Here is a 21,770-nt window from a genome sequence, read left to right as displayed (position 1 = left end):
TACCGGATGTCGAAAGCAATGCTTCTCGATGGCTAGCAAATCACTTTCAATCGCTTTGCAGCCGCTATAAATTGCGGTGGCGATTCTTCATCCTAATATGATCAGCGCCAATATGATAAGACACAAAGGTATTCTGGCTGCGGAGTCTATGCGAGAAATTTTGGAGCGCATTCATCAACTCAACCTACAAAACTCCAGTACAGTTTGGCACGCCAGCGGCGAGGAACTTCCCTAGTAACGATGAGCAATATTGAGATCATTCAAGAACTCTATCGATCGTTTCGCGAGAAAGATTACGATGCCTTTCTGCAAGTCTGCACTTCAGATCTGCAATGGATTCAGAATGAAGGATTCCTCTGTGGGGCGATACATCAAGACCCAGAAGCAGTTGTTGATCAAGTCTTCAAAGCATTCAACGACGACTGAAAAGTATGGTCATTTGAGCTTGAGCAGTGGCTTGATGCAGGAGAAACAATCGTCGTGATTGGCAGCTACATAGGTGAGCATCGGCTGTCTGCTCGGGCGTTTCGCTCACCTGCTGCCCATGTTGACGACCTACGAGATGGCAAAGTATGGCGGTTTCGCCAAGTTACCGACACCAAGCTGATTTGGGATGCTATGAAGTAGCGGAGATAGATGACTGTTCAAAGCCTAATGGGCTTAGAGTTGTCGATCGGTATTAGGCATCAGGCATTACGTCCTGCCATGACTCCACCATCTACGTTCCATATTGCACCCGTAACCCAGGCAGCACGATCGGATAGCAGGAATGCCACAACTTCGGCAACATCGTTGGGTTGTCCAACCCGTCCAATTGGATGAAAGCTGTCAAAGCTTTGTAGCGTTGCGTGAATTGCTTCAGGCGGCATGAAGGCTCCATAGATTGGCGTTTCCACAACTGCGGGCGCAACTGCATTAACACGAATTTGATACTGAGCTAGTTCCATTGCTAAATGCTGGGTGAGAGCGTGTAATCCGGCTTTTGCCATTGAGTAAGCAGACGAAGGGGTTGCTAGCACCGCCTGATGTGCCCACATCGAGCCGATGTTGACGATCACCCCGCCTTGCTGCTGCTGAATCAGATTGCGAACAACTTGCTGAGTTGCCAAAAAGGTACCGCGATTGAGGTCGAGGTAGCGATCGTAGTCAGCCTCAGCATGATCGAGAAACGATTGAGGCAGAAACACACCCGCAGCATTCACCAAATAATGCACATCGATTAGCTCAGCAGCAATCCGCTTCACAAGCTGAAAGGTGGCTTGGCGATCGCTGATATCAGACTGCCAAGCTTGGACGTGACCCAATTGCTGTAGATCGGCGGCGGCGGTTTGAAGCTTATCAAAGTTGCGTCCCACAATAGTGACGGATGCGCCGTGAATCAGGAGGGTCTTAGCAATCTCCTGCCCGATGCCGCTGCTGCCACCGATAATCAGTGCCTGTTTATGCTTAAAATCTGAATACATGCATGTTCCTTACTTAAAACTGCGAGTTGCCAGCAACTCATAGCTAGATAGTAAGCAACTCCCTCTATCTGCGAAAGTCAGCACTTTTTGGTAAGGTACGCACTTTTAGGTAGAAATTGAGGCAGAGCCTGAAGGATGTTTTTACACGGATAAAATGAGTCACGCTCGATTGAGCAAATCTAAATCCATGTCAGCCGCCGCGATGTTGGAGTACATTGTGGGCTGCAAATGGTCAATCCGGATTTTGACGCTGGTTCGGCAAGGCGTCGATCGTCCGGGAGCCATAACACGATCAATCGAGGGACTGACGACTAAAGTGCAAAGTGACTGCCTGAGCAAAATGGTCAGTTTCAATATTTTACAGAAGGTCGTTTATCCAGAAGTTCCGCCCCGCGTAGAGTACAAACTGACTGCGTTTGGGCAGCGATTTGTCACAATTCTGGATGCGGTTGCCGAGTTGCAGCGAGAACTAGAGACGGGCTGCTTTACTGAGCTGAGTCAACGTCAGATAGGTCGCTAGTCTGGCTCTTGCTGATGCGTCTGCCCCAAGGCTTTAGGATTGAAACTGCAATCACTGCGAACAGGCAAGCCACTTGAATGCTACCGCCCACCACAACTGCTGTGTGGTCGAAGGCATACAGTGGATTGTATAAAGCTTGCGATCGTTCTGCCTCTGAGAGAGCAGTCATCGCATTCACCCATGGACCTAACCAAATCGTGCCTGTCCCAATCAACGTTACCGTTGCCACCCATTTGGTAATCACCCAGTAGTGTTTCACAAAACCCCAATTGGTGAGCCAAGAAAGCAGCCCGCCCGTAACCAATGACAGAGTAGCAGTGGGAATCACAACCCAATCATCTAGAAACTTAAGTACAAAGTTGACTGCATACAGCTCGTCACCATTGGGAGTGTCGCGGTTGAGTAGGGCAATTGTCACCAAACATAGAGCAGTTCCCAGCCAAATTCCACTCAAGATCACATGAGCCGAGACCAGCCATTTTTTCGGCTTCACACTCAATTTCTTCATCACGTTTTCCTCAAAAGAATGGCGGGAGTTTATCAGATGGCAAATTTGTTAGCCGCCTAATAGTTAGGCTCCTAATTAAAATAAAACAAACTTAGCCATTCTGCAAAGCTCTATTCATCTTTATGGCTGCAGCATGGCAGGCGTACCCGCCTGCACTTTCTGAAGAAGTCTGATTAGCGTTTTTTTCTCAGTCGCGCTCAGATTTACCATTAGCTCTGTGGTGCGGCAGAAGTGATCGGGCAGCATCTGAGCGAGCAGGTTTTTCCCTTTCTCGGTCAGGTGGACACTTAGCATTCGTCGATCACCCGGCCAAGGTCGCCGTTCAACCAGGTCTTCGCGCTCCAGTCCATCGAGCAATCCGGTAATTGTGGCACGGGTGACGCCTGAGCGTTCAGCACACTCAGAGGGCGTTAGCCCTGATTCCTCAACTTGCAATAGCTGCATCAGGAGCGTGAATTTACCCATCGACAAACCGTATCGGGCAAGATGCGCTTCTAGAGCAGATTGGACATCTGCGGTTGCCCTCAAAAATGCTAAACAGGCTTCAACTGAGGCAACATCCAACTCTGGATAGCGAGCTGCCAGAGCTTGAAGAGCCTGACGATCGATGACGCGATCAACAAAAGGGCGCAAAATTACCACAATCGAATCATCTAATTAGGGAGCTAACTATAGGCTAGTTGATGAATGGAGCACTTCCACGACCTCAGTACAAAACGCTCATAAACCTTAGTATCTGGAACGACTTCAAGCTATAGAGTAGACGATTAATCGCTGCCGATATGCTCCAGGAGCATGACCGATCTGCCGCTTAAAGGCTCGGCTAAACGCTGCTTCCGATTCATATCCCACTGATTCGGCAATCTCTCTAAGCGATTTGGGAGTTGAGCGCAGCAGTCTTACTGCCTGATGCATTCGCCAGCGGCTCAGGTATTGCAAAGGCGCTTCGCCCACCAGTGTCTTAAAGCGGGCGGCAAAGGCAGAGCGGGACAAATTCACTTGTTTTGCTAGCGATTCTACTGTCCAAGCATGTGCTGGCTGCTGATGAATCAAGCCTAAAACCACACTCATTTGCGGATCAAGCAGTGCCCGCAGCCATCCCCCTTCGGCTTCTGGCAAACTGGCAATGTATGCCCGCACTGCCTGAATAAACAGAATGCTGGAGAGATAAGTAATCATCATCTCGGCACCCGGACGATTCAAATTGCTTTCACAAGTGATGAATTGCAAGGTTGTCTCTAACCATGCCACCGCTTGTCCGGCTTCACCTTTGATGTGGATCAGGGGCGGTAGTGCCGCCAACAGCGGATTACTGTCACGTTCGGCAAAGCTGGCGCGACCGCAAAGCACGGTAGTAGGCATGCCATCGCCGCCGTAGTTAAGCGCCAGTTGCCCTTGGCAAGGACGCTGTGCCAGCAACGTTGCTAGACTGACGATCGGGCTGTCGAAGGCATCACGCAAAGTATGAGCTACCCCGGTTGGCAAGACGACCAGATCACCTGCTGTCAGCAAAATTGGTGCGTTGTCTCCCTCCACTCCGAGCCAGCAGTTGCCACGGGTGATGACATGGAAGGATGCATAATTGGTGCGATCAATTTGCACACCCCAAGGGGCAGAAAATTCAGAGCGGCAGTGAACCGTACTGTGCAGTTGCACCGCTTTGAGCACTTCGGTCAGCGCATCCATTGAGGCTACCTGGGATTTGGACGATCTGCAATTAATTGTGGATCTTTTATCATTGTTTGTCCAGCTTGCTTGGCGTTACATGGAGAGGTACGCGCTGGAGCTAAACAAATGACGATCGTGATCACAGCACCAACCGGAAATACAGGTGGACGGATTGCCCAACAGCTCATTGCAGCAGGCGAAAAGGTTGCTGTACTTGTAAGAGATCCCGCTAGAATAGCGGACGTAATTCGTCAGAATGCCACCATTTACCAAGGCTCTGTGGATGACCCAGCGGCGCTGACGCAGGCAACTCAAAATGCCGATGCGCTCTACCTTGTTGTCCCTTACAACTTTGGCACGTTCCATCTGCGCCAATGGCAACGGCAGGTCGGAGCCGCCGCTGCTGCAGCCATTGCGACTAACGCCATTCCTCATGTCGTTAATCTCTCCAGCAACGGTGCCCATCGACCCAATGGGATGGGTCCGATTTCAGGACTACACGCTGTAGAGCAGAGCCTGAATGCGGTGGCTGCCAATGTGGTGCATTTGCGTCCAGGCTTCTTTATGGAGAATTACCTGCTACAGCTTGATGCTATTCGCACTACCCATCAGGTCTTCATGCCGATCGCAGGCGATCGTCGTCTGGCGATGATCGCCACTCAAGATATTGCGGATGTTGCCACAAAACTGTTGCGCGATCGCGCTTGGAGTGGACAGTCTGTTTTAGGTCTACATGGTGCAACCGATCTGAATTTCGACGAAGCGGCACAGATTTTAGGACAAGTCCTCAAGCAACCGGTCACTCATGTTCAAACAACCCTCGATCAGTTTCGAGATACGCTGCTGCAACTGGGCGCAACTGAGCATGTTGCAGGAGAATATGTTGAAATGTGGTCAGGTCTGGCGCATCCTGATTACAGTCCAGCCGAACCACGCACTCCAGAAACAACTACGCCGACGACCTTTGTTCAATTTGTGCAAGACAAGATGATGCCTCTACTGGCAGAACCCACAACTGCCTAGTTTAAATGAACGTCTCCGCCGCAAGCGGACGGAGTATCACTTCGCTGCGCCTTACACGCTTCGCGGCTCGGCTGCGCTCAACAGCGCCCATTTGGACTGCTCTGCCTTATGCGCTCTAAGGGGTGGGGAATTGACCCGTAGTGATTAAGGAACTAACGATGTTTCAAACCAAAGTTAGCCTGTGTTATTCAGAGTTTAGCGATGCTTGCCATCTTCAACAAATGAAGGAATTCTAAATTCTCCATTAGAAGCAATTTTGCCAAGCCTCAATCTATAGCCAGCTTCTACCTATTGACTTCAGCGAATTTAAACGATCGCTCCTCCGATCGGATGATATTTCCCCATGCGCTTCAACAGAGCTTGACTTAGAGCGCGCTCTAAATTCTAAGGTGGAACTATGCTTCTGAGGTAAGTGCCATGCAAGCCCTGACAATTCAACAGGTTGCCCAGCAAACGGGCTTGAGTGTCCATACGCTCCGCTACTACGAACGCAATGGATTGTTAGAACCCGTCGACCGCGCCAGCAGTGGACATCGTCGCTATTCGGCAGAAGACATTGCCCGCATTGAGTTTCTGACTCGCCTGCGAGCAACGGGAATGCCAATTCGCCAGATGCAGGAGTTTGCCCAGTTGTTTCGGCAGCAACCGGAAGCGATCAGAGATCGACGTAAACTGCTGGAAGCGCATGAACAGCAGGTACAGGCACACATTCAGGAACTCCAGCGCAACCTAGAAGCGATTCAGTGGAAGATTGGCTACTACAAAGGCTTGGAAGCACGGCAACAGGCGGATGCAACCTACTCCTATTCTGAGATAAACGAACGTCAGGAATGCTTGGCGGCAGGACGAGCCTTCATGTTGGAATGCGCTCCACAGCAGGGAGAGGCTGACGTAGAGGTTGAACCGCAACCGGAGGAAGCATCTCCATCCATTGCAGCGATCGCTAGCGATCGCTGAATGTCCTTTTCACTCTAGACTGACCGCGTTCAGCTTCACCCGTCGAGTATGTCTTCAAACGACAGACCTCATGGGTTCGCTTGGCGCTGCAATTAACCCTTACAACAATGGAGCATTCATAATGGATCTGCAAAACAAAGTAGCGTTAGTCACAGGCGGGAGTTCGGGCATGGGGCGATCAGGTGCCCTGCTACTTGCCAAACACGGCGCAAAAGTCGTCGTCGCTGCCCGTCGAGAAACCGAAGGACAAGCTGTCGTTGAGCAAATCCGCCAGTGGGGCGGAGAATCTAGCTTTATCAAAACCGATGTGTCGCAACCCGCCGAGATTAAGGCGCTGATTCAAAAAACGGTTTCGCTGTATGGACAGTTAGATTATGCTTTCAACAATGCTGGCACCGAAGGAGCGTTTGCTCCTATGCCTCAACTCACCGAGGAAAATTGGGATCACACTATTGACACGAACCTAAAAGCCGTCTGGCTTTGTCTGAAGTATGAGATGGAGCAGATGATTAAACAAGGTACAGGTGGAGCCATTGTCAACACCTCATCCTGGTTAGCAAAAGGCGGAATGCTCGGCTCCACCATCTACTCTGCCAGCAAAGGGGGCTTGGATGGCATGGTACGGGCAGCGGCACTGGAAGGTGCCCAGCACGGTATTCGCGTCAACAATGTCAATCCTGGCATCATTGATACTGAGATGTTTCGGCGCTTTGGCAACCCTGATGATCCAAGTGATGCGGTGGTGCAAGCTTTCACACACCACATTCCACTGAAACGGTTGGGTGAATCAGAGGAAGTGGCAGAAGCAGTAGTCTGGCTATGTTCTAAGGCGACGGCTTACATCACTGGACAGACGATCGCCGTTGATGGAGGTTTCGCAATTCCCGGCTTTCGGTACTAATCCCATCATTTCAGGAGGTTCACTATGTCAGATTCGCTATTGACGATCATTGCCCGCATCAAAGCCCAACCTGGGTTAGAAGCGCGAATGCGGCAGGATTTGCTGAGTTTGCTTGCCCCGACTCGCGCTGAATCTGGTTGCATCACATTTGATTTATTGCAAGACACGAACGATCCAACCGTTTTTGTGCTGTACGAAAACTGGAAAGACCAAGTGACACTAGATGCCCACTTCCAACAGCCTTACGTGAAGCAAGTTTTGCAAGCCTATGAGGAGACACTAGCGGAGCCGATCGCGATTTTATCCCTGAGAAAAATCGAATCATCACGGCGATCTCAAACTAGAGAATGATCATGCAATACAAACTTTTGGGCAACACGGGATTAAGAGTCTCTGAACTCTGCTTGGGTGCAATGACCTTTGGCGAAAAGTGGGAATGGGGCGCGAATCGAGAAACTAGTCAGGCGATGTTTGAGACCTTTGCAGAGGCAGGGGGAAATTTCATCGACACTGCAAATGTTTACACCAATGGCACGAGTGAGAAAATGCTGGGTGAGTTTGTGCGTTCTGAACGAGATCGCTTTGTCATCGCCACCAAATACACAGTGATGATGAATCCGAATGACCCGCATTCTAGGGGCAACCAGCGCAAAAACCTGGTGCGATCGCTCGATGCTAGCCCCAAGCGTTTGAACACTGCCTACATCGATTTGTACGGGGTGCATATGTGGGATCCGGTGACTCCAGTGAAAGAGATGATACGGACGTTGGATGATGTGGTTCGCTCCAGCAAAGTGATGTATGTCGGCATTTCCAATGCGCCTGCCTGGATTATCAGTCGTGTTCAGACGATCGCTCAGTTAAAGAACATGACCCCGTTTGCCGCGATTCAACTTGAATATAATTTGGTGGAACGCACAGTAGAACGAGATTTACTACCAATGGCAGAAGACTTAAATTTGAGCATTCTGGATTGGTCGCCGCTGGCGGGGGTGTGCTGACGGGGAAACACTTGAACGCTGATTCTGACCATGATCGACTTAACAAAGCTGAGTACTTTCAGCATTACAAAGTCGAGCGTGCCATGCAGATTGCTCAAATCGTGATCGATATTGCGGCTGAAGTCGGCTGTAGTGCTGCTCAGGTTGCCCTTGCTTGGATTCGGCAACAATCACCTTGCCACATTCCCATCATTGGAGCCAGAAATCTCGATCATCTCAAAGACAATCTTGGTTGCCTGAATGTCACGTTGAACCAGGCTCAACTCACTCGTCTCAATACAGCCAGCGAAGTTGATCCAGGTTTTGCTCTACAGTTTTTGCGTGGATTGCAAAACCTATTTCTAAGATCATAAATAATTAGAATGAGAAAAAATGGGTAGTCCTAAAAATTTAATGATAGCTATGAATGCTTCCAGATCAGGTTTTCAGGACTTAAAGCTAACTTTGTAGACCTGAAGTAGCTCGACTTTTTTCACGTCTTTGCAACAACACATCCAGGAGCGCAACGAGAAAAGCAGCACTGTGGCTTCTGTCTTAGACCGATACTTAGAGCTGCTCATACGACAGTCTCTCAATAAAATCCAGACAGGCAAGGTGTTTCAGCCATCATTACCTTTAGGGCACTGCCAAAAAATGAATCGAACTCTCCTCCACACAATTACCCTGATTTTGATCGCCGCTTCTCCTATTTTGGCTGCTCCTGCTCAAGCACAAAGTTTGATTCAACTGCCAACGGGGTTTCAGTATCCTAATGGCATCACTCACAGCCGCGATCCGATACGGCTCAGCTCCGCTGCAAGTACGTTGTATGTTGGCTCTGTTACGAGTGGACAAATTCTCCGCATCACGCCAAATGGCAAGACAGAAACCTTCTTTCCAGGAACAGACGAGATTTTTGCCGCAACCAGTCTACGCTTGGATGAGCAACGGGGCGTTCTCTGGGGAGCCTCACCTGACTTTCTTGGCGTTCGCGGTGCCGATGGTCAGGTGACTCGTCGCCCTCACCGAATTTTTGCGATCGATATTCGCACCGCTAAAGTCCTGCAAGTAATTGCCATGCCTGATGGTGGATTTAGCAATGATATTGCACTGGATGAGAATGGAGGAGTCTATGTAACGGATAGTTCGCGTCCACGCATCCACTACCTTGCTCCTGGAACCACGCAGTTCCGAGTTTGGGCAGAAGATGAGCAGTTTCGCTCTCGTCAAATTGGGTTAGGTGGCATTGCCCGTGCTGCCAATGGCGTTTTGATTGTAGGCATGTTCTCAGATGGCAAGCTGTTGAAAATAACTCCGCAAGCGCAGGGAAACCCGAAAGTGGAGGCGATTCCGTTACCGCGATCGCTAGAGAATCCCGATGGAATGCAATTTGCACCTGATGGTTCGCTGCTAATCACCGAAGGAGCAGTCTCCAGCGGTAATGGTCGTCTACTGCGGATCAGGAATATTTTGGATACCAAGACACCGAAGGAGATCGAAACGCTGGCAAGCGGACTGGAATCACCTGTAAACTTGACGATCGCGGGTCAAACCATCTGGATTACCGAATCCCGCATTCGTCATCGCTTGCTGCCAGGAAAAGAAGCCGCTGTTCCCAATACGTTTTTCGTGCGTCGGTTTGCACTGTAGGATGTGACCCGCCAAGTAGAGCAATCACGGCAATCGTTTTGCGGCTTTTAAGCGGTTGCGATCGCCCTTGCTTACTCAATAAATTGGTGCAGTACCAAGAGCGCAAGAATGCAACAAAACAGCGCAAGAATTGGGCTTTAGTTCAGCGAGGCTTTTTTCTAATCTTGAGGTATCCAAACGGAACACTACTCAAGGAACAGGAAATTGCCATGAACACCACAAAGCTCTTCTCGCTTGGAACGATCGCCCTGCTTGCGCTCACCCCCATTCCCACTGTTTTGTCAGAAACACCCAATCCTTCGCTTCAGCGCAGGGAGCCAACGATCATGACCACTCAACCCACGTTCAGACCGGGAATCAATCGAGTCACCTTTCAAGGTGAAGGCGAAACCCTAGTCGGCAATCTCTATCTCCCTGCGACTTATCAAACCGGAGATCGCTTGCCCACGATCATCGTCACGGGTGCATGGACAACGGTGAAAGAACAGATGCCTGCGGTGTATGCTCAACGGCTTGCCGATCGGGGGTTTGCTACCTTTGCGTTTGACTTCCGCTATTGGGGCGAAAGCAGCGGCACCCCGCGTCAGTACGAATCGCCTGCGGCAAAAGTGCAGGACATCAAGAACGCAGCAGCATTTCTGAAGTCGCTGCCAGTGGTAGATGCAAACCAGGTCGGTGGCTTGGGCATTTGTGCCAGTGCAGGTTACATGGCAAAAGCGGTGGCTGAAGATGCTAACTTCAAATCGTTTGCGACGGTGGCAGCATGGCTGCATGATCCAGAATCTCTGCAAGCTCTATTTGGCAAAGAAACCGTGCAGCGTCGGATGGCAATTGGCAAAGCGGCTCGTCAAGCGTTCGATCGCACAGGCAAAGTAGAGTATGTCCCTGCGTATGCTCAAGCGAACTTCAATGCTGCCATGTCGGGCGATGTCAGCTACTACGGTAGCAAAGAACGCGGCGTGATTCCACAATGGACAAACCGTTTTGCCGTGATGTCGTGGCACGAATGGCAGGACTTTAATGGTGTGGCGCTTGCCTCTAGCATCAAAGCTCCCACGCTGATCGTGCACAGTGATGGGTCTGCGCTACCTGATAATGCCCGCAAGTTTTACAGCCAATTGGGTGGACAGAAGCAACTGGTGTGGACAGACGGACAACACCTCGATTTCTACGATCGCGATCCGCAGGTTTCCACGGCCGTTGCAGCCGTCGCAACTCACTTTCAAAAAACACTTGCCAGCCCAACGATTTCACAGAAATAACGCTCTTTGTGCAAGAGATTACCTTAATCAGGAACACAACCTATGAGTGGACGTATGGATGGAAAGGTAGCACTAGTGACAGGTGGCAGTTCGGGGATTGGTCGAGCCACCGCGATCGCCTTTGCTAAAGAGGGAGGCAAAGTCGTGATTGCCGCACGACGAGTGCCTGAAGGTGAAGAAACCGTTCGGCAGATTGTGGAAGCGGGTGGTGAAGCGACTTTTGTTCAAACCGATGTAACGCAAGCATTAGAGGTACAGACATTGGTTGATCGCACGCTGGAACGTTATGGTCGGCTTGATTGTGCCTTCAACAATGCTGGGTCAGGCAAACCAGGCAAACTGATCGAGCTTGCGGAAGCAGATTGGGAGCAAGAGATGGCGGTGAATCTCAAATCTGTCTGGCTGTGTTTGAAATACGAGATTCCAGCTATGTTGCGATCGGGCAAAGGAGCGATCGTTAATATGTCTTCTCAAGGCGGCATTTTGGGAGTACCAAACTACGGCGCTTACGCAGCGGCAAAAGGTGGAGTGGCGGCTTTGACACGGGCAGCAGCGGCAGAATATGCAGCCAATGGTATTCGGATCAATGCAGTTAGCCCTGGTGCGGTGGAAACTGAACTGTGGGCAAACGCACCCGCAGGTATGTTAGAACAGGTTGCCACCGGGATTCCATTACAGCGCGTTGGACAACCGAATGACATCGCTGAAGCCGTTTTGTGGCTCTGTTCGGATGCTGCTGGTTTCGTGACGGGACAAAATCTGGCGATTGATGGCGGCTACACTACAAGCAATTAACAGGATGCATATCTGAAAAGGAGAAAACCATGAAAGGTCTGAATCGTCGGCGCATTCTTTCGATCGGAGGTTTAGGATTAGCAGGTGTGGCAACAACCCTGACAGGAAAAGCGCACGCCAATACGCCAACCCCGCAACCCTTGCAAACAACAACTCAAACTGGCAAATTTGCTAACAAAGTTGTCCTGATTACGGGTGCAACGTCTGGCATTGGGGAAGCGACTGCCAGACTGTTTGCTAAAGAAGGGGCGAACGTCTTCTTCTGTGGTCGGCGTGAGACGTTGGGCAAGCAAGTCGAAACCTCAATCCGCAGCACCGGTGGTGATGCCACTTACATGCGGGCTGATGTTCGCAAAGAAACCGAAGTCAAAGCTTTTGTCGATGCCTGTGTCGCCAAGTATGGTCGGTTAGACATCGCCTTCAACAATGCCGGGATTGACTATCCACCCAACTCGATCGCGGACACCGCGATCGCTGAGTTTGATGATCTGATGAACACTAACGCCCGTGGAGTGTTTCTGGGCATGAAATACGAAATTCCCCATCTGCTTAAAGTTGGTAGCGGAGCGATTATCAACATGGCAAGTATTGGTGGACAGCGGGCCTTTGCCAACATTGTCGGCTATGGTGCCAGCAAAGCCGCCGTGATTCATATGACCAAAATGGCCGCACAGGAATATGGCAAAACCATCCGCATCAATGCGGTCTTACCGGGAGCGATCGACACTGCCATGCTCGATCGGGTGGAGCGGGATTGGAAAGTGACGAAAGAACAGTTGGCTTCTGGCTACCCAATTAAGCGGGTGGGCAAACCAGAAGAAGTCGCTGCCGCCGTGTTGTGGTTGGCTTCGCCAGAAGCATCCTACGTTTCAGGCGTAGCTTTTAATGTGGATGGTGGCGGTCTTGGTTAAGCTGATAGCCTCAAAGGAACAAAGCTCATGCAAGCTGAAATTATTGATGTGGTCAATCGCATTGGTTTGATGGCAGACCGGCGAGATTGGCAAGCCTGTCGGGATGTCTTTAGCGATCGCGTTGAAACCGATTACACCTCGTTGAACGGTGGGCAACCTACGTCGGTCAACGCAGACGACCTAATCAACGGATGGAAGGCGTTCTTCACCCAAACCTTTACAACGACTCAGCATCTCATTGGTAGCCATGTTGTCACCATCACTGGCGACAGGGCCATTTGCCTTTCCAACTTTCAGGCGCATCATGTTTACCTGGATACTCAGAAAGGAACCTGGACATTGGGAGGGTTCTATGAACATACTCTCGTCCACACCGCTGATGGTTGGCGAGTCAATCGCATGAAAATGACCTGGACATGGGAGCAAGGAACTCGCCCCTAGCAAAAGTCTCAGTTATATTGCTATCAAAGTTGATAGTAAACTGCCCTCATGCTCCCTCTCATCACGCTTGAAACTCCCAGGTTAGTCTTACGTCCGCTAGCGCTCACTGACGCGCCAGCTATCCAAAGACTTGCCAGTGATCGTGCAGTTGCCAATACGATGATTTCGATTCCTCATCCTTACCCGGAAGGCGAAGCTGAGAACTATCTCTCTACGAGAATCTCTGAGTTTCAAGAGCAGCATTCTGTTGCGTTTGCGATTGAACGTAAGCCAGAGAAGTCAGTGAGCGGAGTGATTGAAATCCGAGAAATCGATCGAGAACATTCACTTGCTGAACTGAGTTTCTGGTTAGGAGTTGAGGCATGGGGGCGGGGATACATGAGTGAAGCTCTACTTTCAGTACTTTGTTTCAGCTTTAATGACCTGCATCTCAATCGGCTCTACGCTCACCACATGTTGAGAAATCCAGCGTCAGGTAGGGTGTTGAAGAAAAATGGGTTTGTTCAAGAGGGTGTGCTGCGGCAACGCGTTCAAAAGTGGGGAGTGTTTGAAGATGTAGTGCTGCTAGCAATTCTGTACAAGGATTGGAAGCGAAACGTGGCTCCTTGAGTATCAGAGTCTAGCTGCACTGCGATCGATAATTTTTGGGTGTCACGCCAGTCACTTTGCGAAAGTGCGCCGTGAAGTGGCTTTGATTGGAGAATCCTACCCGGTAGGCAATTTCAGCAACGGGTAGTTTGGTAACAGTTAAAAGTACTTTCGCTCGTTCAAGCCGACGCTGAGTCAAGTATTTGTGTGGTGAGTCGCCGCTCGCCGCTTTAAACGCACGGGCAAAATGAAACTGACTCATGGGAATTAACGCTGCCAGATCTTCAATGACAATCTCATCTGCTAGATTCTCCTCAATGTAATCCTGAATTTGCTTCAGTTTCACAACATCTAGCGCGCCTGCGGGAATCACCAATTTTTTCGCTGGAGCCTGTTCACAATACTGACGCAGTAAGTGAACCGCCAGCAGATTCTTCAATGATTCCGCGAACAGAATGCCTGCCAGTCCTTCACTGAGCAACTCGCCCTTAAACAGGTGTGCCACTTGCACAATGATGGAGTCAGGAAAAATTACCCGATGAGCCAGTTTGGTTTCGGCGGATAGTTCGTTTTCGATCGCAGTCCGGCGCAAAAACTCTGGCTCCAGAGAAATCGTGACATACTCACTGGGTTTCGTGCGCTGATGCCAGATAAACTCACGATCACCATACAAGAAGGTGCTTCCGGCTGGTAGCGGTGTGGTTTGCTTCAATCCATCCACTGACCAAGTGACGCGATCGTGAGGGATAAATGCCACACTGATAGCATGTTTCGGCATGGTAAAGTCAAAGTCACCGACTGCTTCCATCAAGCCATACTCGACCGTGATGTCTTTCCACTCTTTTCTGAGCAACAGCGCTGGCTGGTCAGTCATACCTTGCACCTAGAGAACGCTCTACGACTGGGGTTTCTACACTTTCAGTCTAAAACTACCTCAAGTAGATGAAGTCCACCTCCTCCAGGTAGGCAGTCTACGCTTAATTTACTCGGTAAACGCAACGACGATCACCCATCAAAATATGTTCAATTCGCTCGATCGTGACATCCTCACCCAGTACCGCTTGAAAGATTTCTAACTCCATCTGACACAAGCCAATGCAAGCAGTCGCGACTGCACAAATCGGACAATGCTTTTCAGCCAAGAAAAACGTGCCATCAGTTTGAGCCATCACCTCTGCCATATAGCCTTCCTCAGTGCGTTGATTCGCAAGTGCTTCTAGCCGCTGTTGTAGGGGAGCGTCGTGAGGAACGATCGCTTGCTATGCCCCAATCTGCTCACGGGTTCTCATACCAATTTAAATGAGAGATAGGGCAGATGAACTAGAGTGGAAGAGGCGTTTCGATTTCTGTACTTATGGCTGGTGTAACCTCAATTGAGGTGAAGGAAAGTTTAGCTGCTTTGGCAGCACAGTGGCGCCAAGTCGAAACGCCAACCGCTAAAGAACGCTTGTAAGTCCTTTACTGGTTCAAACAGGACAAGGCACCGAGTATCAGTGCGATTGCCCAAGCGGTCGGAAAACATCGAAACACGGTGCAAACCTGGTGATGGCATTACCGTGAAGGTGGTGTGCCAGCGATGCTGGCGGTCAAGCAACCACAGGGGGGCGTGCGAGTGATTCCGCAGTTGGTAGCAACGGCTTTGGCAAAGCGGCTACAAGCAAGTCACGGGTGCCAAAGCTATAGAGCAGTGCAACAGTGGCTAGCCGAAACGCTGGGGGTGGAAGCGGCGTATCACGCGGTCGATCAGATGACTTGCCACCGACTCAAAGCCAAGCTCAAGGTTGCCCATCCTGGTAGTGCTAAACAGGTAATGATAACTGTAAGTTCTTCCAGATGGAGCTTTCAGAGTCCACAGCCAACTTGGCAGACCGGAAGTATACCGACTTTTTTCACGTCTTTGCAGCAACATGCCCAAGGGAGCAACGAGAGCATCAGCCTTGTAGCTGCCGTCTTGAGCTGATACTTGGAGCTTTCCAAACGACAGTGTCTCGATAAACTCAAGACTGGCAAAGCGTTTTAGCCATCCTTACATCTTTAGGACTACCCCCATCCTCAAAACTACAAGCAGGACAGTGAGCAGCGCGCTGCCTTTCAGCAAACCTTGCCGACGACCTCAGACTATTAAGTCAGCATGACCGCCAAGTTCGGCAGGCGGAGCGCGAAATGCGCTACTTTGCTCAGGATGAGAGCCGCTTTGGACTCAAAACTATCATTGGACGCTTGCTTACTGCTTGTGGTGTCAAACCCGTTGGCGCTTGGCAGTAGTTGTTCAAAGCGTTTTGGCTTGACGGTGCGGTTGAACCGACCACAGGGGAAGCCTTTTTTCGGCGATTCTCCCCTGTCGCTACCGAAGGCTAGCAACGCTTTTTCGATGAGTTTTCCAAGGCGTATCCCGATCGTCTCAATACCCTTCAAGTGGATAATGGACGGTTTCACAAGGGCAAAGGTCTGGTGATGCCAGAGCATGTCATTTTGTTCTTTCAACCGCCTTACTGTCTAGAACTAAACCCCAGTGAACGGTGGGAGCATCTCAAAGCAAAGCTGAAGTGGGGTGCATTCAAAACTCTGGCTTAACTGCAAACCAAAGTTGATCAACTCCTAGCCCAGTTGACACCGGCAAGCACTGCTTCCATCACTGGTTATCCCTTCATCTTGGATGCCCTATCTGCCTTGAACGCCGTTTAACTTGGTATCACTACGGGCTGCCGACCAATCCTCTGAACACGGCTATGTTTTTGTGCCAGCCTGAGCAAGAGCAAACTCCTAGAGGCGATCACGTTGGATAGTTGCATCCGGAGCAACTGTGCAAGTGCTGGCGCGGTCAAGCGTGGAGTGCAGAAAGGAGCTGAACGCCAGCCTCGGTTCGCTGGAGCACGTGGTGAGGCACCGAGACCGGACGCTGGCGGTGGACAGACTTCCAGGGCTTGATCCAAGCCCTGCTCAAGGGTGAAATGGTGGCCAACGTGCTCATCGGCAAGCACGGCTCCGGCCAGATCGCGCACGACCTGATGCACCTCGACCAAGATCTGCCCATCCTCCTCTAGGTAAAAGGCAATCGGCTCGACGTGGACAAAACTACCTTTGAAGGCTCTCGACCAAGCCACGTTGGGAGTCATGAGGGCAAGGGCGGCATCAATGTCACGCGCGTTGAAGACCGCGTACGCTGCGCGTAGCAGCTCAATGTCTGGTGCAAATTGAGCTGGCATAAGAGAATAGGTGAAAGAGATGGGATAGTGCCGAACGACCAAGCTCACCGGACACAGATAACCTTTGGTACTCAACCAACAGCTTGCGGCGTTCCGGTGCAGCGGCTTGTTATGCTATCAACAAGGTCACGAACCTTCTTCAGAAGTCGGTTTGGATAAGTCTTGATCTGACTCTACACTACGGTAAGTGAACTTCCAGCCAGCAGCCGTTTTCTTCAGCTTTTCATGAATTCTTGCAGAGCCGAGAAAACCACCTGTGCTGGCGTTGATGATGTAGAGATACGCAATAATTTCGGCGCGATCGCCGTTGATATGAACAATCGGATTGTGAACATAATGGCGTGTTCCACCATTCGCAGAGGTCTGCGCGTAAAACCCGTTAAACCAGGTTTTGTAAGACTCCAAACTATCCGCAGAACCAAAGGGTGTTTCAAGGAGCACCTCATCGCTCCAGGTCTGGATATTCTGTTCTAAGTCTCCCGAATCAAACGTTTGCTCTGCAACATAAAGTGTTGTCAGAATATCAATCCGCTCGTCCACTGGTTAAGCTCCTGTAGTGATTTGAAATCTGTGTTGACGCGACCCTAAAACGCCCAACAACTGCAACCGATATTCGAGATTTTCGCGCGCCCCCACAAGGCGTTCTGTACTCCAGATGCCAAACGGTGTGCGGTGCAGCAAGTGGTAGAGGCAAAAGCAGCAGGAGCCGACTGACCTTGACGGGTGCGATCATAGAATCCGGGTGCGCCCCAGCCCCCATAGTGAATCACCGGCGACCAGTCTGGACTGATGGGCAGCGGAGGTGGCGATAGGCTTTCAAAGCGATCCGCTGCATAGACCACTTTGCCACCAACGATTGTTAAAACTGCCGTTATCGATTGAATTTCCGTTTCAGGTACAGAAAAATAATCGGCTGATAACACGGCTAAATCGGCTAAGTGACCCGGTATGATCGCTCCTTTTTGCTCAACCTCGTTAGAAAACCAACTGCTGCCAACCGTCCATAATCGTAATGCTTCAGTGCGATCGAGCCGATTAGCCGCAGAGTATAACGTCGTACCACCCACCGTCTTGCCTGTAACTAACCAGTAGAGGCCTGTCCAGGGGTTGTAGCTTGAGGCACGAGTAGCATCTGTTCCGCCACCGACTGGCAACCCCATCTCCAGCATTTTACGGATGGGAGGCGTACGCTCTACAGCCTGTTGACCATAGCGATCAATAAAGTACTCGCCCTGATACGCCATGCGGTGTTGAATGGCAATGCCACCCCCAAGGGCGGCAACTCGCTCTAGATTGCGATCGCTAATGGTTTCAGCATGATCCAGAATCCAATTTAAACCTTGAAAGGGAATGTCTTGATTTACCCGCTCAAATACAGTCAAAAACCGAGAAATCGACTCATTATAAGTTGCATGGAGGCGAAAGGCCCAACGCTTTTCCAGTAACAGTCTTAACACTGCTTCCAAAGAGGTTTCCATGCTGTCAGCTAATGGCGGGCGAGGTTCCAAAAAATTCTCAAAATCCGCTGCGGCAAGCACGAGATTTTCTCCGGCACCATTCAGACGATAAAAATCATTGCCTTGCCCCATCTGAAGCGTATTCACGTAGTTAACAAAATCTTCCTGCTCACGTCCAATATTTTGGGAGACCAAATTGTAAGCAATCCGAACGGTTAGCTGATCAGCTTTAGCTAACTGCTCAATGACGTTGTAGTTATCGGGGTAGCGTAATCCGCCTCCTGCGGCATCAATGACGCTAGTGATGCCAAGTCGATTCAGCTCTCGCATAAATTGCCGAGTCGAGTTGATTTCATCATCGGGGGAAAGCCGTTCTGCCAGGGCAAGGGCTGCCAGGAGCGATAGCGGACTGGGTTTGGCAACGATTAGACCCAGGGGGGTTCCGGCGCGATCGCGTTCAATGAAGCCTCCCGGTGGATCGGGAGTGTCTTTGGTATAGCCTATTGCTCGAAGAGCAGCTCGGTTGAGCAGTGCGCGATCGTAGAGGTTCAAGACAAAAACGGGTGTGTCTGGAGCGGCTGCATTGAGTTCTGCTAACGTCGGTAGACGACGTTCTGCAAATTGAAATTCGGAAAAGCCGCCAATTACTCGTACCCACTGGGGGGGGGTTCGCTCTGCCTGTTGACGCAGCATTTGCATGGCATCTGCCAGAGACGGAACCCCATCCCAGCGCAGTTCCATGTTGTAGTGCAAGCCCCCGCGAATCAAATGGGTATGGGAATCATTGAGCCCCGGAATCACCGTGCGTTTGTTCAGATCAATCATCTGAGTTTTAGAACTGCGCCAGCGCATGATGTCGCGATCAGAGCCAGTAGCAACAAAACGTCCTTCACGGATGGCAACGGCTGTTACTGAAGGCTGAGACTCATTCATGGTAGTGATGCGACCATTAAAAAGAATGAGGTCTGCCTGTTCTGGAGCAGGTGTTTCAGGCTTGCCAGAGACGGCCAATTCTGGAGCTGCGGCGTTGCCGCGCCCAGTGATTAGCGTTGCCAGTCCTGAAGTCGCCCCCAGCATCAAAAGCTTTCTGCGGCTGAGTGAATTAGGTGAACCAACACATTTCAAGCACTCGCACAGGTCTTTTTTCATCTAACTTTCCAATGCTCCAAATGAATTGTGATGCCATGAGTTAGCGTTGCAGTGCTTTCAGCCCAAGATTTGAAAATAATTGACTAGCAACTGCAAACTGTACCCAAACAGTTGCCAAGGTTTCTAGAGAACGAGCTACAACTAACATGCCTGCGTCAATGGCTTCATACTCACAATCCTCCATGAGTTGAGCAACCGTCTTCTTAGCATCTGAATTGTTGCCACAATAGAAAATGCTGGGGCGATCGCCACGACTTCCGCAGGAAAAAGCATAATCATCTCCCAAGCATTTAAATCAACTATAAAGGTATACTTCAACTGTTTTTTTGGGAAGTACTTACTTTTTTGTAAGCAACTTGTAAGTCCATGCTCTGAGGAGTCCAGGTAAATGACAGCAACGCAACTAGAGGAAACCGTATTTGTACAAACTACGATCAAAATCATTGGTAGTAAATGGAAGCTTCTAAGTTTGTGGCACCTGAAAGATGTCGGAAAACGCTTCAGCAAACTCAAATGTTTAATTCCCGAGATTACTGAGAAGCTGCTGATACAACAGCTTCGAGCATTAGAGAAAGATGAGATTGTGAATCGTAATGTTCAATCCGATGTACCTCCCAGAGTGGAGTACTCATTCACAGCTTATGGAAAAGCCTTATTCCTGTGTTAGAACCTCTTTGTGATTGGGGGCAAGAGCATTTAAAACGGCTAGAGCGTCGATCTCGAGACAAGCTTTCCAGTACAGAAAACTCAATGACCTCGTTGATCATCAATCAGCAATCAACCGTTGAGCAACTCAATGCACTCACTATGTATAAATTTGCTGCCGCTTCAAAGAATGAATCGATCGTGTTTGGCTCTGCTCGCCCTGGCTATAGCAACGAGCAAGTAACTAAGTGGATTGAATTTATGCAGAATCAGGACATCAAGCATGTTTGCTGTTTGCTTCCTGAATCTCAACTGACTCGCTATGCCAATCTACTTGATATTTACCGACAGACCTTTGGACTCGACCACGTATGTTGGACACCGATCGAGGATTTTCACTTTGCCACTCCAGAAGTTCTCACCCACCAAATTTTACCGTTCTTAGCAACTGCTAATCGGAATGATGCAAAGGTTGTTGTTCATTGCTCTGGCGGAGTTGGGCGCACGGGGCATGTTTTAGCAGCTTGGCTTGTAGCTGGACGAGGACTTTCTAACAAAGCCGCGCTCGATGCTGTTAAACAAACTGGGAAAAATCCTTACGAAGCAGTTATCGCTGCCCCATTCAAAGGGCGCAATCCGTGGAAAGTTGCCGCGGAACTCAACGTGCTACTAGATGAATGCAATCGATTGAGAGGCAAGCTATCTTGATGCTGGCTAACCACAGCTACGTTCCCAACTACCGCCACCCGAAACTCAAGCGGCATAACGATTGCGTTCAGCGGATGCAAGTAACATCGAACTCACCACTAAAAGCTTCGTGCTATGTGCTGCGATCGATTATTTTCCAATCAGCGTAACCCCAATTAGGCGGTATGACCATCATATCCATCCTTTCCACAGTTGAGTCCCATTTCTGGAAATCTGAGTTCCATTCACCATGATAGTGATATGGAGTTTCCTCCTTCAGCGGAATGTAAGCGCTGTAATACTTAAGGCAAGCATCTAGAAAACCTCTGTTGTCCCTGTCATGTTTCCTTGCTAAAAATGCCGCTCTTAATTCTGCTTCGGAAACTTGCCTGATGGAGCTTTTGAATCGATGTTCATAGTTGCTCCAAGTGTCAAACTCAGAGTCCTCTAGCTTGATGTCCCAACCATCCTTAAAGTCTTTTCCACATTCAAATCCAAATAAATAATGCTCAACGAGTCGATCTCTGCGAAAAACCTTGAACTCATTGAAAGAAGCATGATGAGAATCATGAAAGGTAATGACATCAGTATTTAAGAGTAGCGCTAATGCAAAAGCAATCGATTCTTCTGTACCTGAAAGAGGCAAAATAGCCCACTGGTGCTTGAGATATCGCCAAAACGGAACTGCCCACAATATTGGAGGTAGCGATTTATTAGGTCTTAAGTTTCTAACTTGTCGATGTCGCTCAACTTCCTTCCATGAAGCTTTATTGGCATCAACATAGTCAGCAAGCTTGCAATGAGATCGCACCTCAAACCCAAAAGATTGCTGAACAACAGTGTTGACAGCTTCAACGGGGGCTTTAACAAGAATGCAGTTGTCTAGCGCATACTTATCACAGCCAAGCTTTTGAGCAACAGAAAAATCTTCAGCCATCAATAAATAAGTGTACGTCCCC

General features: G+C 49.8%; 30 protein-coding genes and 1 pseudogene. 19 read left to right on the top strand and 12 right to left on the bottom strand.

What is annotated here, in order from left to right:
• Window positions 1–112: 112 nt before the first annotated feature.
• Genes H6F76_RS30925 through H6F76_RS29620 form a run of 3 tightly spaced genes read left to right on the top strand, consistent with a single transcriptional unit; the run spans window position 113 to window position 627 of the window.
• Window positions 113–235 carry a hypothetical protein gene (locus H6F76_RS30925; protein WP_277881192.1) on the top strand — a complete coding sequence of 41 codons (123 nt, stop codon included), beginning with the start codon at window positions 113–115 and terminating at the stop codon, window positions 233–235.
• Between the two features lie 5 nt (window positions 236–240).
• The gene (locus tag H6F76_RS29625) at window positions 241–426 is read left to right on the top strand and encodes a hypothetical protein (RefSeq protein ID WP_199321943.1); all 186 of its coding nucleotides are present in this window, start codon (window positions 241–243) and stop codon (window positions 424–426) included.
• A gap of 54 nt (window positions 427–480) precedes the next feature.
• Window positions 481–627: a hypothetical protein gene (locus tag H6F76_RS29620; protein WP_199321942.1), complete on the top strand. Its 147-nt coding sequence runs from the start codon at window positions 481–483 to the stop codon at window positions 625–627.
• Window positions 628–686: 59 nt separating this feature from the next.
• Here H6F76_RS29620 and H6F76_RS05510 read toward each other — a convergent pair whose 3' ends face one another.
• Window positions 687–1,463: an SDR family oxidoreductase gene (locus H6F76_RS05510; RefSeq protein ID WP_190455592.1), complete on the bottom strand. Its 777-nt coding sequence runs from the start codon at window positions 1,461–1,463 to the stop codon at window positions 687–689.
• A gap of 154 nt (window positions 1,464–1,617) precedes the next feature.
• On the opposite strand from H6F76_RS05510, the gene H6F76_RS05505 reads away from it, so the two are divergent.
• Window positions 1,618–1,983 carry a helix-turn-helix domain-containing protein gene (locus H6F76_RS05505; protein ID WP_199321941.1) on the top strand — a complete coding sequence of 122 codons (366 nt, stop codon included), beginning with the start codon at window positions 1,618–1,620 and terminating at the stop codon, window positions 1,981–1,983.
• Here H6F76_RS05505 and H6F76_RS05500 read toward each other — a convergent pair.
• The 3 genes from H6F76_RS05500 to H6F76_RS05490 form a co-directional block, all read right to left on the bottom strand.
• A complete protein-coding gene (locus H6F76_RS05500; protein ID WP_190455589.1) occupies window positions 1,949–2,491 on the bottom strand; it encodes a hypothetical protein in 543 nt (180 codons plus the stop codon). The two genes, H6F76_RS05505 and H6F76_RS05500, sit on opposite strands and share 35 nt — an antisense overlap.
• A 120-nt stretch (window positions 2,492–2,611) precedes the next feature.
• Complete coding sequence (locus H6F76_RS05495; RefSeq protein WP_190455585.1) at window positions 2,612–3,133, bottom strand: MarR family transcriptional regulator; 522 nt, start codon at window positions 3,131–3,133, stop codon at window positions 2,612–2,614.
• Window positions 3,134–3,238: 105 nt separating this feature from the next.
• Window positions 3,239–4,177 (bottom strand): AraC family transcriptional regulator, encoded by a 939-nt coding sequence (locus H6F76_RS05490; RefSeq protein ID WP_190506593.1) that lies wholly within the window; start codon window positions 4,175–4,177, stop codon window positions 3,239–3,241.
• Window positions 4,178–4,285: 108 nt separating this feature from the next.
• On the opposite strand from H6F76_RS05490, the gene H6F76_RS05485 reads away from it, so the two are divergent.
• The 12 genes from H6F76_RS05485 (at window position 4,286) to H6F76_RS05435 (ending at window position 13,688) form a co-directional block, all read left to right on the top strand.
• Entirely contained in the window at window positions 4,286–5,182 is an 897-nt protein-coding gene (locus H6F76_RS05485) for an NmrA family NAD(P)-binding protein (RefSeq protein ID WP_190506591.1), read from the top strand.
• Between the two features lie 417 nt (window positions 5,183–5,599).
• On the top strand, window positions 5,600–6,139 hold the full coding sequence (locus tag H6F76_RS05480) for a MerR family transcriptional regulator (protein ID WP_190506589.1): 540 nt from the start codon (window positions 5,600–5,602) through the stop codon (window positions 6,137–6,139).
• A gap of 121 nt (window positions 6,140–6,260) precedes the next feature.
• Window positions 6,261–7,040: a glucose 1-dehydrogenase gene (locus tag H6F76_RS05475; RefSeq protein ID WP_190506587.1), complete on the top strand. Its 780-nt coding sequence runs from the start codon at window positions 6,261–6,263 to the stop codon at window positions 7,038–7,040.
• A gap of 24 nt (window positions 7,041–7,064) precedes the next feature.
• A complete protein-coding gene (locus H6F76_RS05470; protein ID WP_190506585.1) occupies window positions 7,065–7,391 on the top strand; it encodes a putative quinol monooxygenase in 327 nt (108 codons plus the stop codon).
• 2 nt (window positions 7,392–7,393) lie between these two features.
• Entirely contained in the window at window positions 7,394–8,041 is a 648-nt protein-coding gene (locus H6F76_RS29615) for an aldo/keto reductase (RefSeq protein ID WP_199321940.1), read from the top strand.
• Complete coding sequence (locus tag H6F76_RS29610; RefSeq protein ID WP_199321939.1) at window positions 8,014–8,394, top strand: aldo/keto reductase; 381 nt, start codon at window positions 8,014–8,016, stop codon at window positions 8,392–8,394. Before H6F76_RS29615 ends, H6F76_RS29610 begins: the two co-directional genes overlap by 28 nt.
• A gap of 280 nt (window positions 8,395–8,674) precedes the next feature.
• Window positions 8,675–9,670, top strand: a complete 996-nt coding sequence (locus H6F76_RS05460; protein ID WP_190506583.1) for a gluconolaconase — start codon at window positions 8,675–8,677, stop codon at window positions 9,668–9,670.
• Between the two features lie 209 nt (window positions 9,671–9,879).
• Window positions 9,880–10,932, top strand: coding sequence for an alpha/beta hydrolase (locus H6F76_RS05455; RefSeq protein ID WP_190506581.1), 1,053 nt, complete (start codon window positions 9,880–9,882; stop codon window positions 10,930–10,932).
• 42 nt (window positions 10,933–10,974) lie between these two features.
• Window positions 10,975–11,727 carry a glucose 1-dehydrogenase gene (locus H6F76_RS05450; RefSeq protein ID WP_190506579.1) on the top strand — a complete coding sequence of 251 codons (753 nt, stop codon included), beginning with the start codon at window positions 10,975–10,977 and terminating at the stop codon, window positions 11,725–11,727.
• A 29-nt stretch (window positions 11,728–11,756) separates the two neighbouring features.
• A complete protein-coding gene (locus tag H6F76_RS05445; RefSeq protein WP_190506576.1) occupies window positions 11,757–12,638 on the top strand; it encodes a glucose 1-dehydrogenase in 882 nt (293 codons plus the stop codon).
• Between the two features lie 27 nt (window positions 12,639–12,665).
• Entirely contained in the window at window positions 12,666–13,079 is a 414-nt protein-coding gene (locus H6F76_RS05440; protein ID WP_190506574.1) for a nuclear transport factor 2 family protein, read from the top strand.
• Between the two features lie 48 nt (window positions 13,080–13,127).
• Entirely contained in the window at window positions 13,128–13,688 is a 561-nt protein-coding gene (locus H6F76_RS05435; RefSeq protein ID WP_190506572.1) for a GNAT family N-acetyltransferase, read from the top strand.
• 10 nt (window positions 13,689–13,698) lie between these two features.
• Here H6F76_RS05435 and H6F76_RS05430 read toward each other — a convergent pair whose 3' ends face one another.
• On the bottom strand, window positions 13,699–14,541 hold the full coding sequence (locus tag H6F76_RS05430) for an AraC family transcriptional regulator (RefSeq protein ID WP_190506570.1): 843 nt from the start codon (window positions 14,539–14,541) through the stop codon (window positions 13,699–13,701).
• Window positions 14,542–14,644: 103 nt separating this feature from the next.
• A complete protein-coding gene (locus H6F76_RS05425) occupies window positions 14,645–14,848 on the bottom strand; it encodes a hypothetical protein (RefSeq protein WP_190506568.1) in 204 nt (67 codons plus the stop codon).
• Between the two features lie 386 nt (window positions 14,849–15,234).
• Between H6F76_RS05425 and H6F76_RS05420 the strand changes: the two genes are divergently transcribed.
• Window positions 15,235–15,627, top strand: a complete 393-nt coding sequence (locus H6F76_RS05420) for a hypothetical protein (RefSeq protein WP_206754331.1) — start codon at window positions 15,235–15,237, stop codon at window positions 15,625–15,627.
• A 161-nt stretch (window positions 15,628–15,788) separates the two neighbouring features.
• On the opposite strand, the gene H6F76_RS05415 is transcribed toward H6F76_RS05420, so the two are convergent.
• The 5 genes and pseudogenes from H6F76_RS05415 to H6F76_RS05395 form a co-directional block, all read right to left on the bottom strand.
• The gene (locus H6F76_RS05415) at window positions 15,789–16,133 is read right to left on the bottom strand and encodes a hypothetical protein (protein WP_190506566.1); all 345 of its coding nucleotides are present in this window, start codon (window positions 16,131–16,133) and stop codon (window positions 15,789–15,791) included.
• Window positions 16,134–16,561: 428 nt separating this feature from the next.
• Window positions 16,562–16,873 (bottom strand): annotated as a pseudogene (locus tag H6F76_RS31365) (nuclear transport factor 2 family protein); the annotation flags it as partial.
• Window positions 16,874–16,999: 126 nt separating this feature from the next.
• The gene (locus H6F76_RS05405) at window positions 17,000–17,413 is read right to left on the bottom strand and encodes a nuclear transport factor 2 family protein (protein WP_190506565.1); all 414 of its coding nucleotides are present in this window, start codon (window positions 17,411–17,413) and stop codon (window positions 17,000–17,002) included.
• A 44-nt stretch (window positions 17,414–17,457) separates the two neighbouring features.
• A complete protein-coding gene (locus H6F76_RS05400) occupies window positions 17,458–19,263 on the bottom strand; it encodes an amidohydrolase (RefSeq protein ID WP_347275981.1) in 1,806 nt (601 codons plus the stop codon).
• A 256-nt stretch (window positions 19,264–19,519) separates the two neighbouring features.
• Entirely contained in the window at window positions 19,520–19,765 is a 246-nt protein-coding gene (locus tag H6F76_RS05395; RefSeq protein ID WP_190506564.1) for a hypothetical protein, read from the bottom strand.
• A gap of 102 nt (window positions 19,766–19,867) precedes the next feature.
• Between H6F76_RS05395 and H6F76_RS05390 the strand changes: the two genes are divergently transcribed.
• Together H6F76_RS05390 and H6F76_RS05385 are read left to right on the top strand one after the other, a co-directional pair.
• A complete protein-coding gene (locus H6F76_RS05390) occupies window positions 19,868–20,146 on the top strand; it encodes a winged helix-turn-helix transcriptional regulator (protein ID WP_242036542.1) in 279 nt (92 codons plus the stop codon).
• A gap of 140 nt (window positions 20,147–20,286) precedes the next feature.
• Window positions 20,287–20,832 (top strand): dual specificity protein phosphatase family protein, encoded by a 546-nt coding sequence (locus H6F76_RS05385; protein ID WP_190506675.1) that lies wholly within the window; start codon window positions 20,287–20,289, stop codon window positions 20,830–20,832.
• A 112-nt stretch (window positions 20,833–20,944) separates the two neighbouring features.
• Here H6F76_RS05385 and H6F76_RS05380 read toward each other — a convergent pair whose 3' ends face one another.
• Window positions 20,945–21,748, bottom strand: coding sequence for a hypothetical protein (locus tag H6F76_RS05380; protein ID WP_190506563.1), 804 nt, complete (start codon window positions 21,746–21,748; stop codon window positions 20,945–20,947).
• Window positions 21,749–21,770 lie beyond the last annotated feature (22 nt).

This window comes from Leptolyngbya sp. FACHB-321 (assembly GCF_014695975.1).
GTDB lineage: Bacteria > Cyanobacteriota > Cyanobacteriia > Leptolyngbyales > Leptolyngbyaceae > Stenomitos.
The sequence above is the reverse complement of the archived record's forward strand: the minus strand, read 5'-3'. Positions and strand labels throughout refer to the sequence as shown.

What these genes read in the sequence shown, in the direction of transcription:
- H6F76_RS05480 (WP_190506589.1), top strand. Translation starts at nt 5,600, where the DNA reads ATGCAAGCCCTGACAATTCAACAGGTTGCCCAGCAAACGGGCTTGAGT.
- H6F76_RS05430 (WP_190506570.1), bottom strand. Translation starts at nt 14,541, where the DNA reads ATGACTGACCAGCCAGCGCTGTTGCTCAGAAAAGAGTGGAAAGACATC.
- H6F76_RS05490 (WP_190506593.1), bottom strand. Translation starts at nt 4,177, where the DNA reads ATGGATGCGCTGACCGAAGTGCTCAAAGCGGTGCAACTGCACAGTACG.
- H6F76_RS05435 (WP_190506572.1), top strand. Translation starts at nt 13,128, where the DNA reads ATGCTCCCTCTCATCACGCTTGAAACTCCCAGGTTAGTCTTACGTCCG.
- H6F76_RS05485 (WP_190506591.1), top strand. Translation starts at nt 4,286, where the DNA reads ATGACGATCGTGATCACAGCACCAACCGGAAATACAGGTGGACGGATT.
- H6F76_RS05470 (WP_190506585.1), top strand. Translation starts at nt 7,065, where the DNA reads ATGTCAGATTCGCTATTGACGATCATTGCCCGCATCAAAGCCCAACCT.
- H6F76_RS05440 (WP_190506574.1), top strand. Translation starts at nt 12,666, where the DNA reads ATGCAAGCTGAAATTATTGATGTGGTCAATCGCATTGGTTTGATGGCA.
- H6F76_RS05475 (WP_190506587.1), top strand. Translation starts at nt 6,261, where the DNA reads ATGGATCTGCAAAACAAAGTAGCGTTAGTCACAGGCGGGAGTTCGGGC.
- H6F76_RS29615 (WP_199321940.1), top strand. Translation starts at nt 7,394, where the DNA reads ATGCAATACAAACTTTTGGGCAACACGGGATTAAGAGTCTCTGAACTC.
- H6F76_RS05380 (WP_190506563.1), bottom strand. Translation starts at nt 21,748, where the DNA reads ATGGCTGAAGATTTTTCTGTTGCTCAAAAGCTTGGCTGTGATAAGTAT.
- H6F76_RS05415 (WP_190506566.1), bottom strand. Translation starts at nt 16,133, where the DNA reads ATGCTCTGGCATCACCAGACCTTTGCCCTTGTGAAACCGTCCATTATC.
- H6F76_RS05445 (WP_190506576.1), top strand. Translation starts at nt 11,757, where the DNA reads ATGAAAGGTCTGAATCGTCGGCGCATTCTTTCGATCGGAGGTTTAGGA.
- H6F76_RS05505 (WP_199321941.1), top strand. Translation starts at nt 1,618, where the DNA reads ATGAGTCACGCTCGATTGAGCAAATCTAAATCCATGTCAGCCGCCGCG.
- H6F76_RS05400 (WP_347275981.1), bottom strand. Translation starts at nt 19,263, where the DNA reads ATGAATGAGTCTCAGCCTTCAGTAACAGCCGTTGCCATCCGTGAAGGA.
- H6F76_RS05390 (WP_242036542.1), top strand. Translation starts at nt 19,868, where the DNA reads ATGACAGCAACGCAACTAGAGGAAACCGTATTTGTACAAACTACGATC.
- H6F76_RS05450 (WP_190506579.1), top strand. Translation starts at nt 10,975, where the DNA reads ATGAGTGGACGTATGGATGGAAAGGTAGCACTAGTGACAGGTGGCAGT.
- H6F76_RS05425 (WP_190506568.1), bottom strand. Translation starts at nt 14,848, where the DNA reads ATGGCAGAGGTGATGGCTCAAACTGATGGCACGTTTTTCTTGGCTGAA.
- H6F76_RS30925 (WP_277881192.1), top strand. Translation starts at nt 113, where the DNA reads ATGATAAGACACAAAGGTATTCTGGCTGCGGAGTCTATGCGAGAAATT.
- H6F76_RS29625 (WP_199321943.1), top strand. Translation starts at nt 241, where the DNA reads ATGAGCAATATTGAGATCATTCAAGAACTCTATCGATCGTTTCGCGAG.
- H6F76_RS05460 (WP_190506583.1), top strand. Translation starts at nt 8,675, where the DNA reads ATGAATCGAACTCTCCTCCACACAATTACCCTGATTTTGATCGCCGCT.
- H6F76_RS05385 (WP_190506675.1), top strand. Translation starts at nt 20,287, where the DNA reads ATGTATAAATTTGCTGCCGCTTCAAAGAATGAATCGATCGTGTTTGGC.
- H6F76_RS05510 (WP_190455592.1), bottom strand. Translation starts at nt 1,463, where the DNA reads ATGTATTCAGATTTTAAGCATAAACAGGCACTGATTATCGGTGGCAGC.
- H6F76_RS05455 (WP_190506581.1), top strand. Translation starts at nt 9,880, where the DNA reads ATGAACACCACAAAGCTCTTCTCGCTTGGAACGATCGCCCTGCTTGCG.
- H6F76_RS05500 (WP_190455589.1), bottom strand. Translation starts at nt 2,491, where the DNA reads ATGAAGAAATTGAGTGTGAAGCCGAAAAAATGGCTGGTCTCGGCTCAT.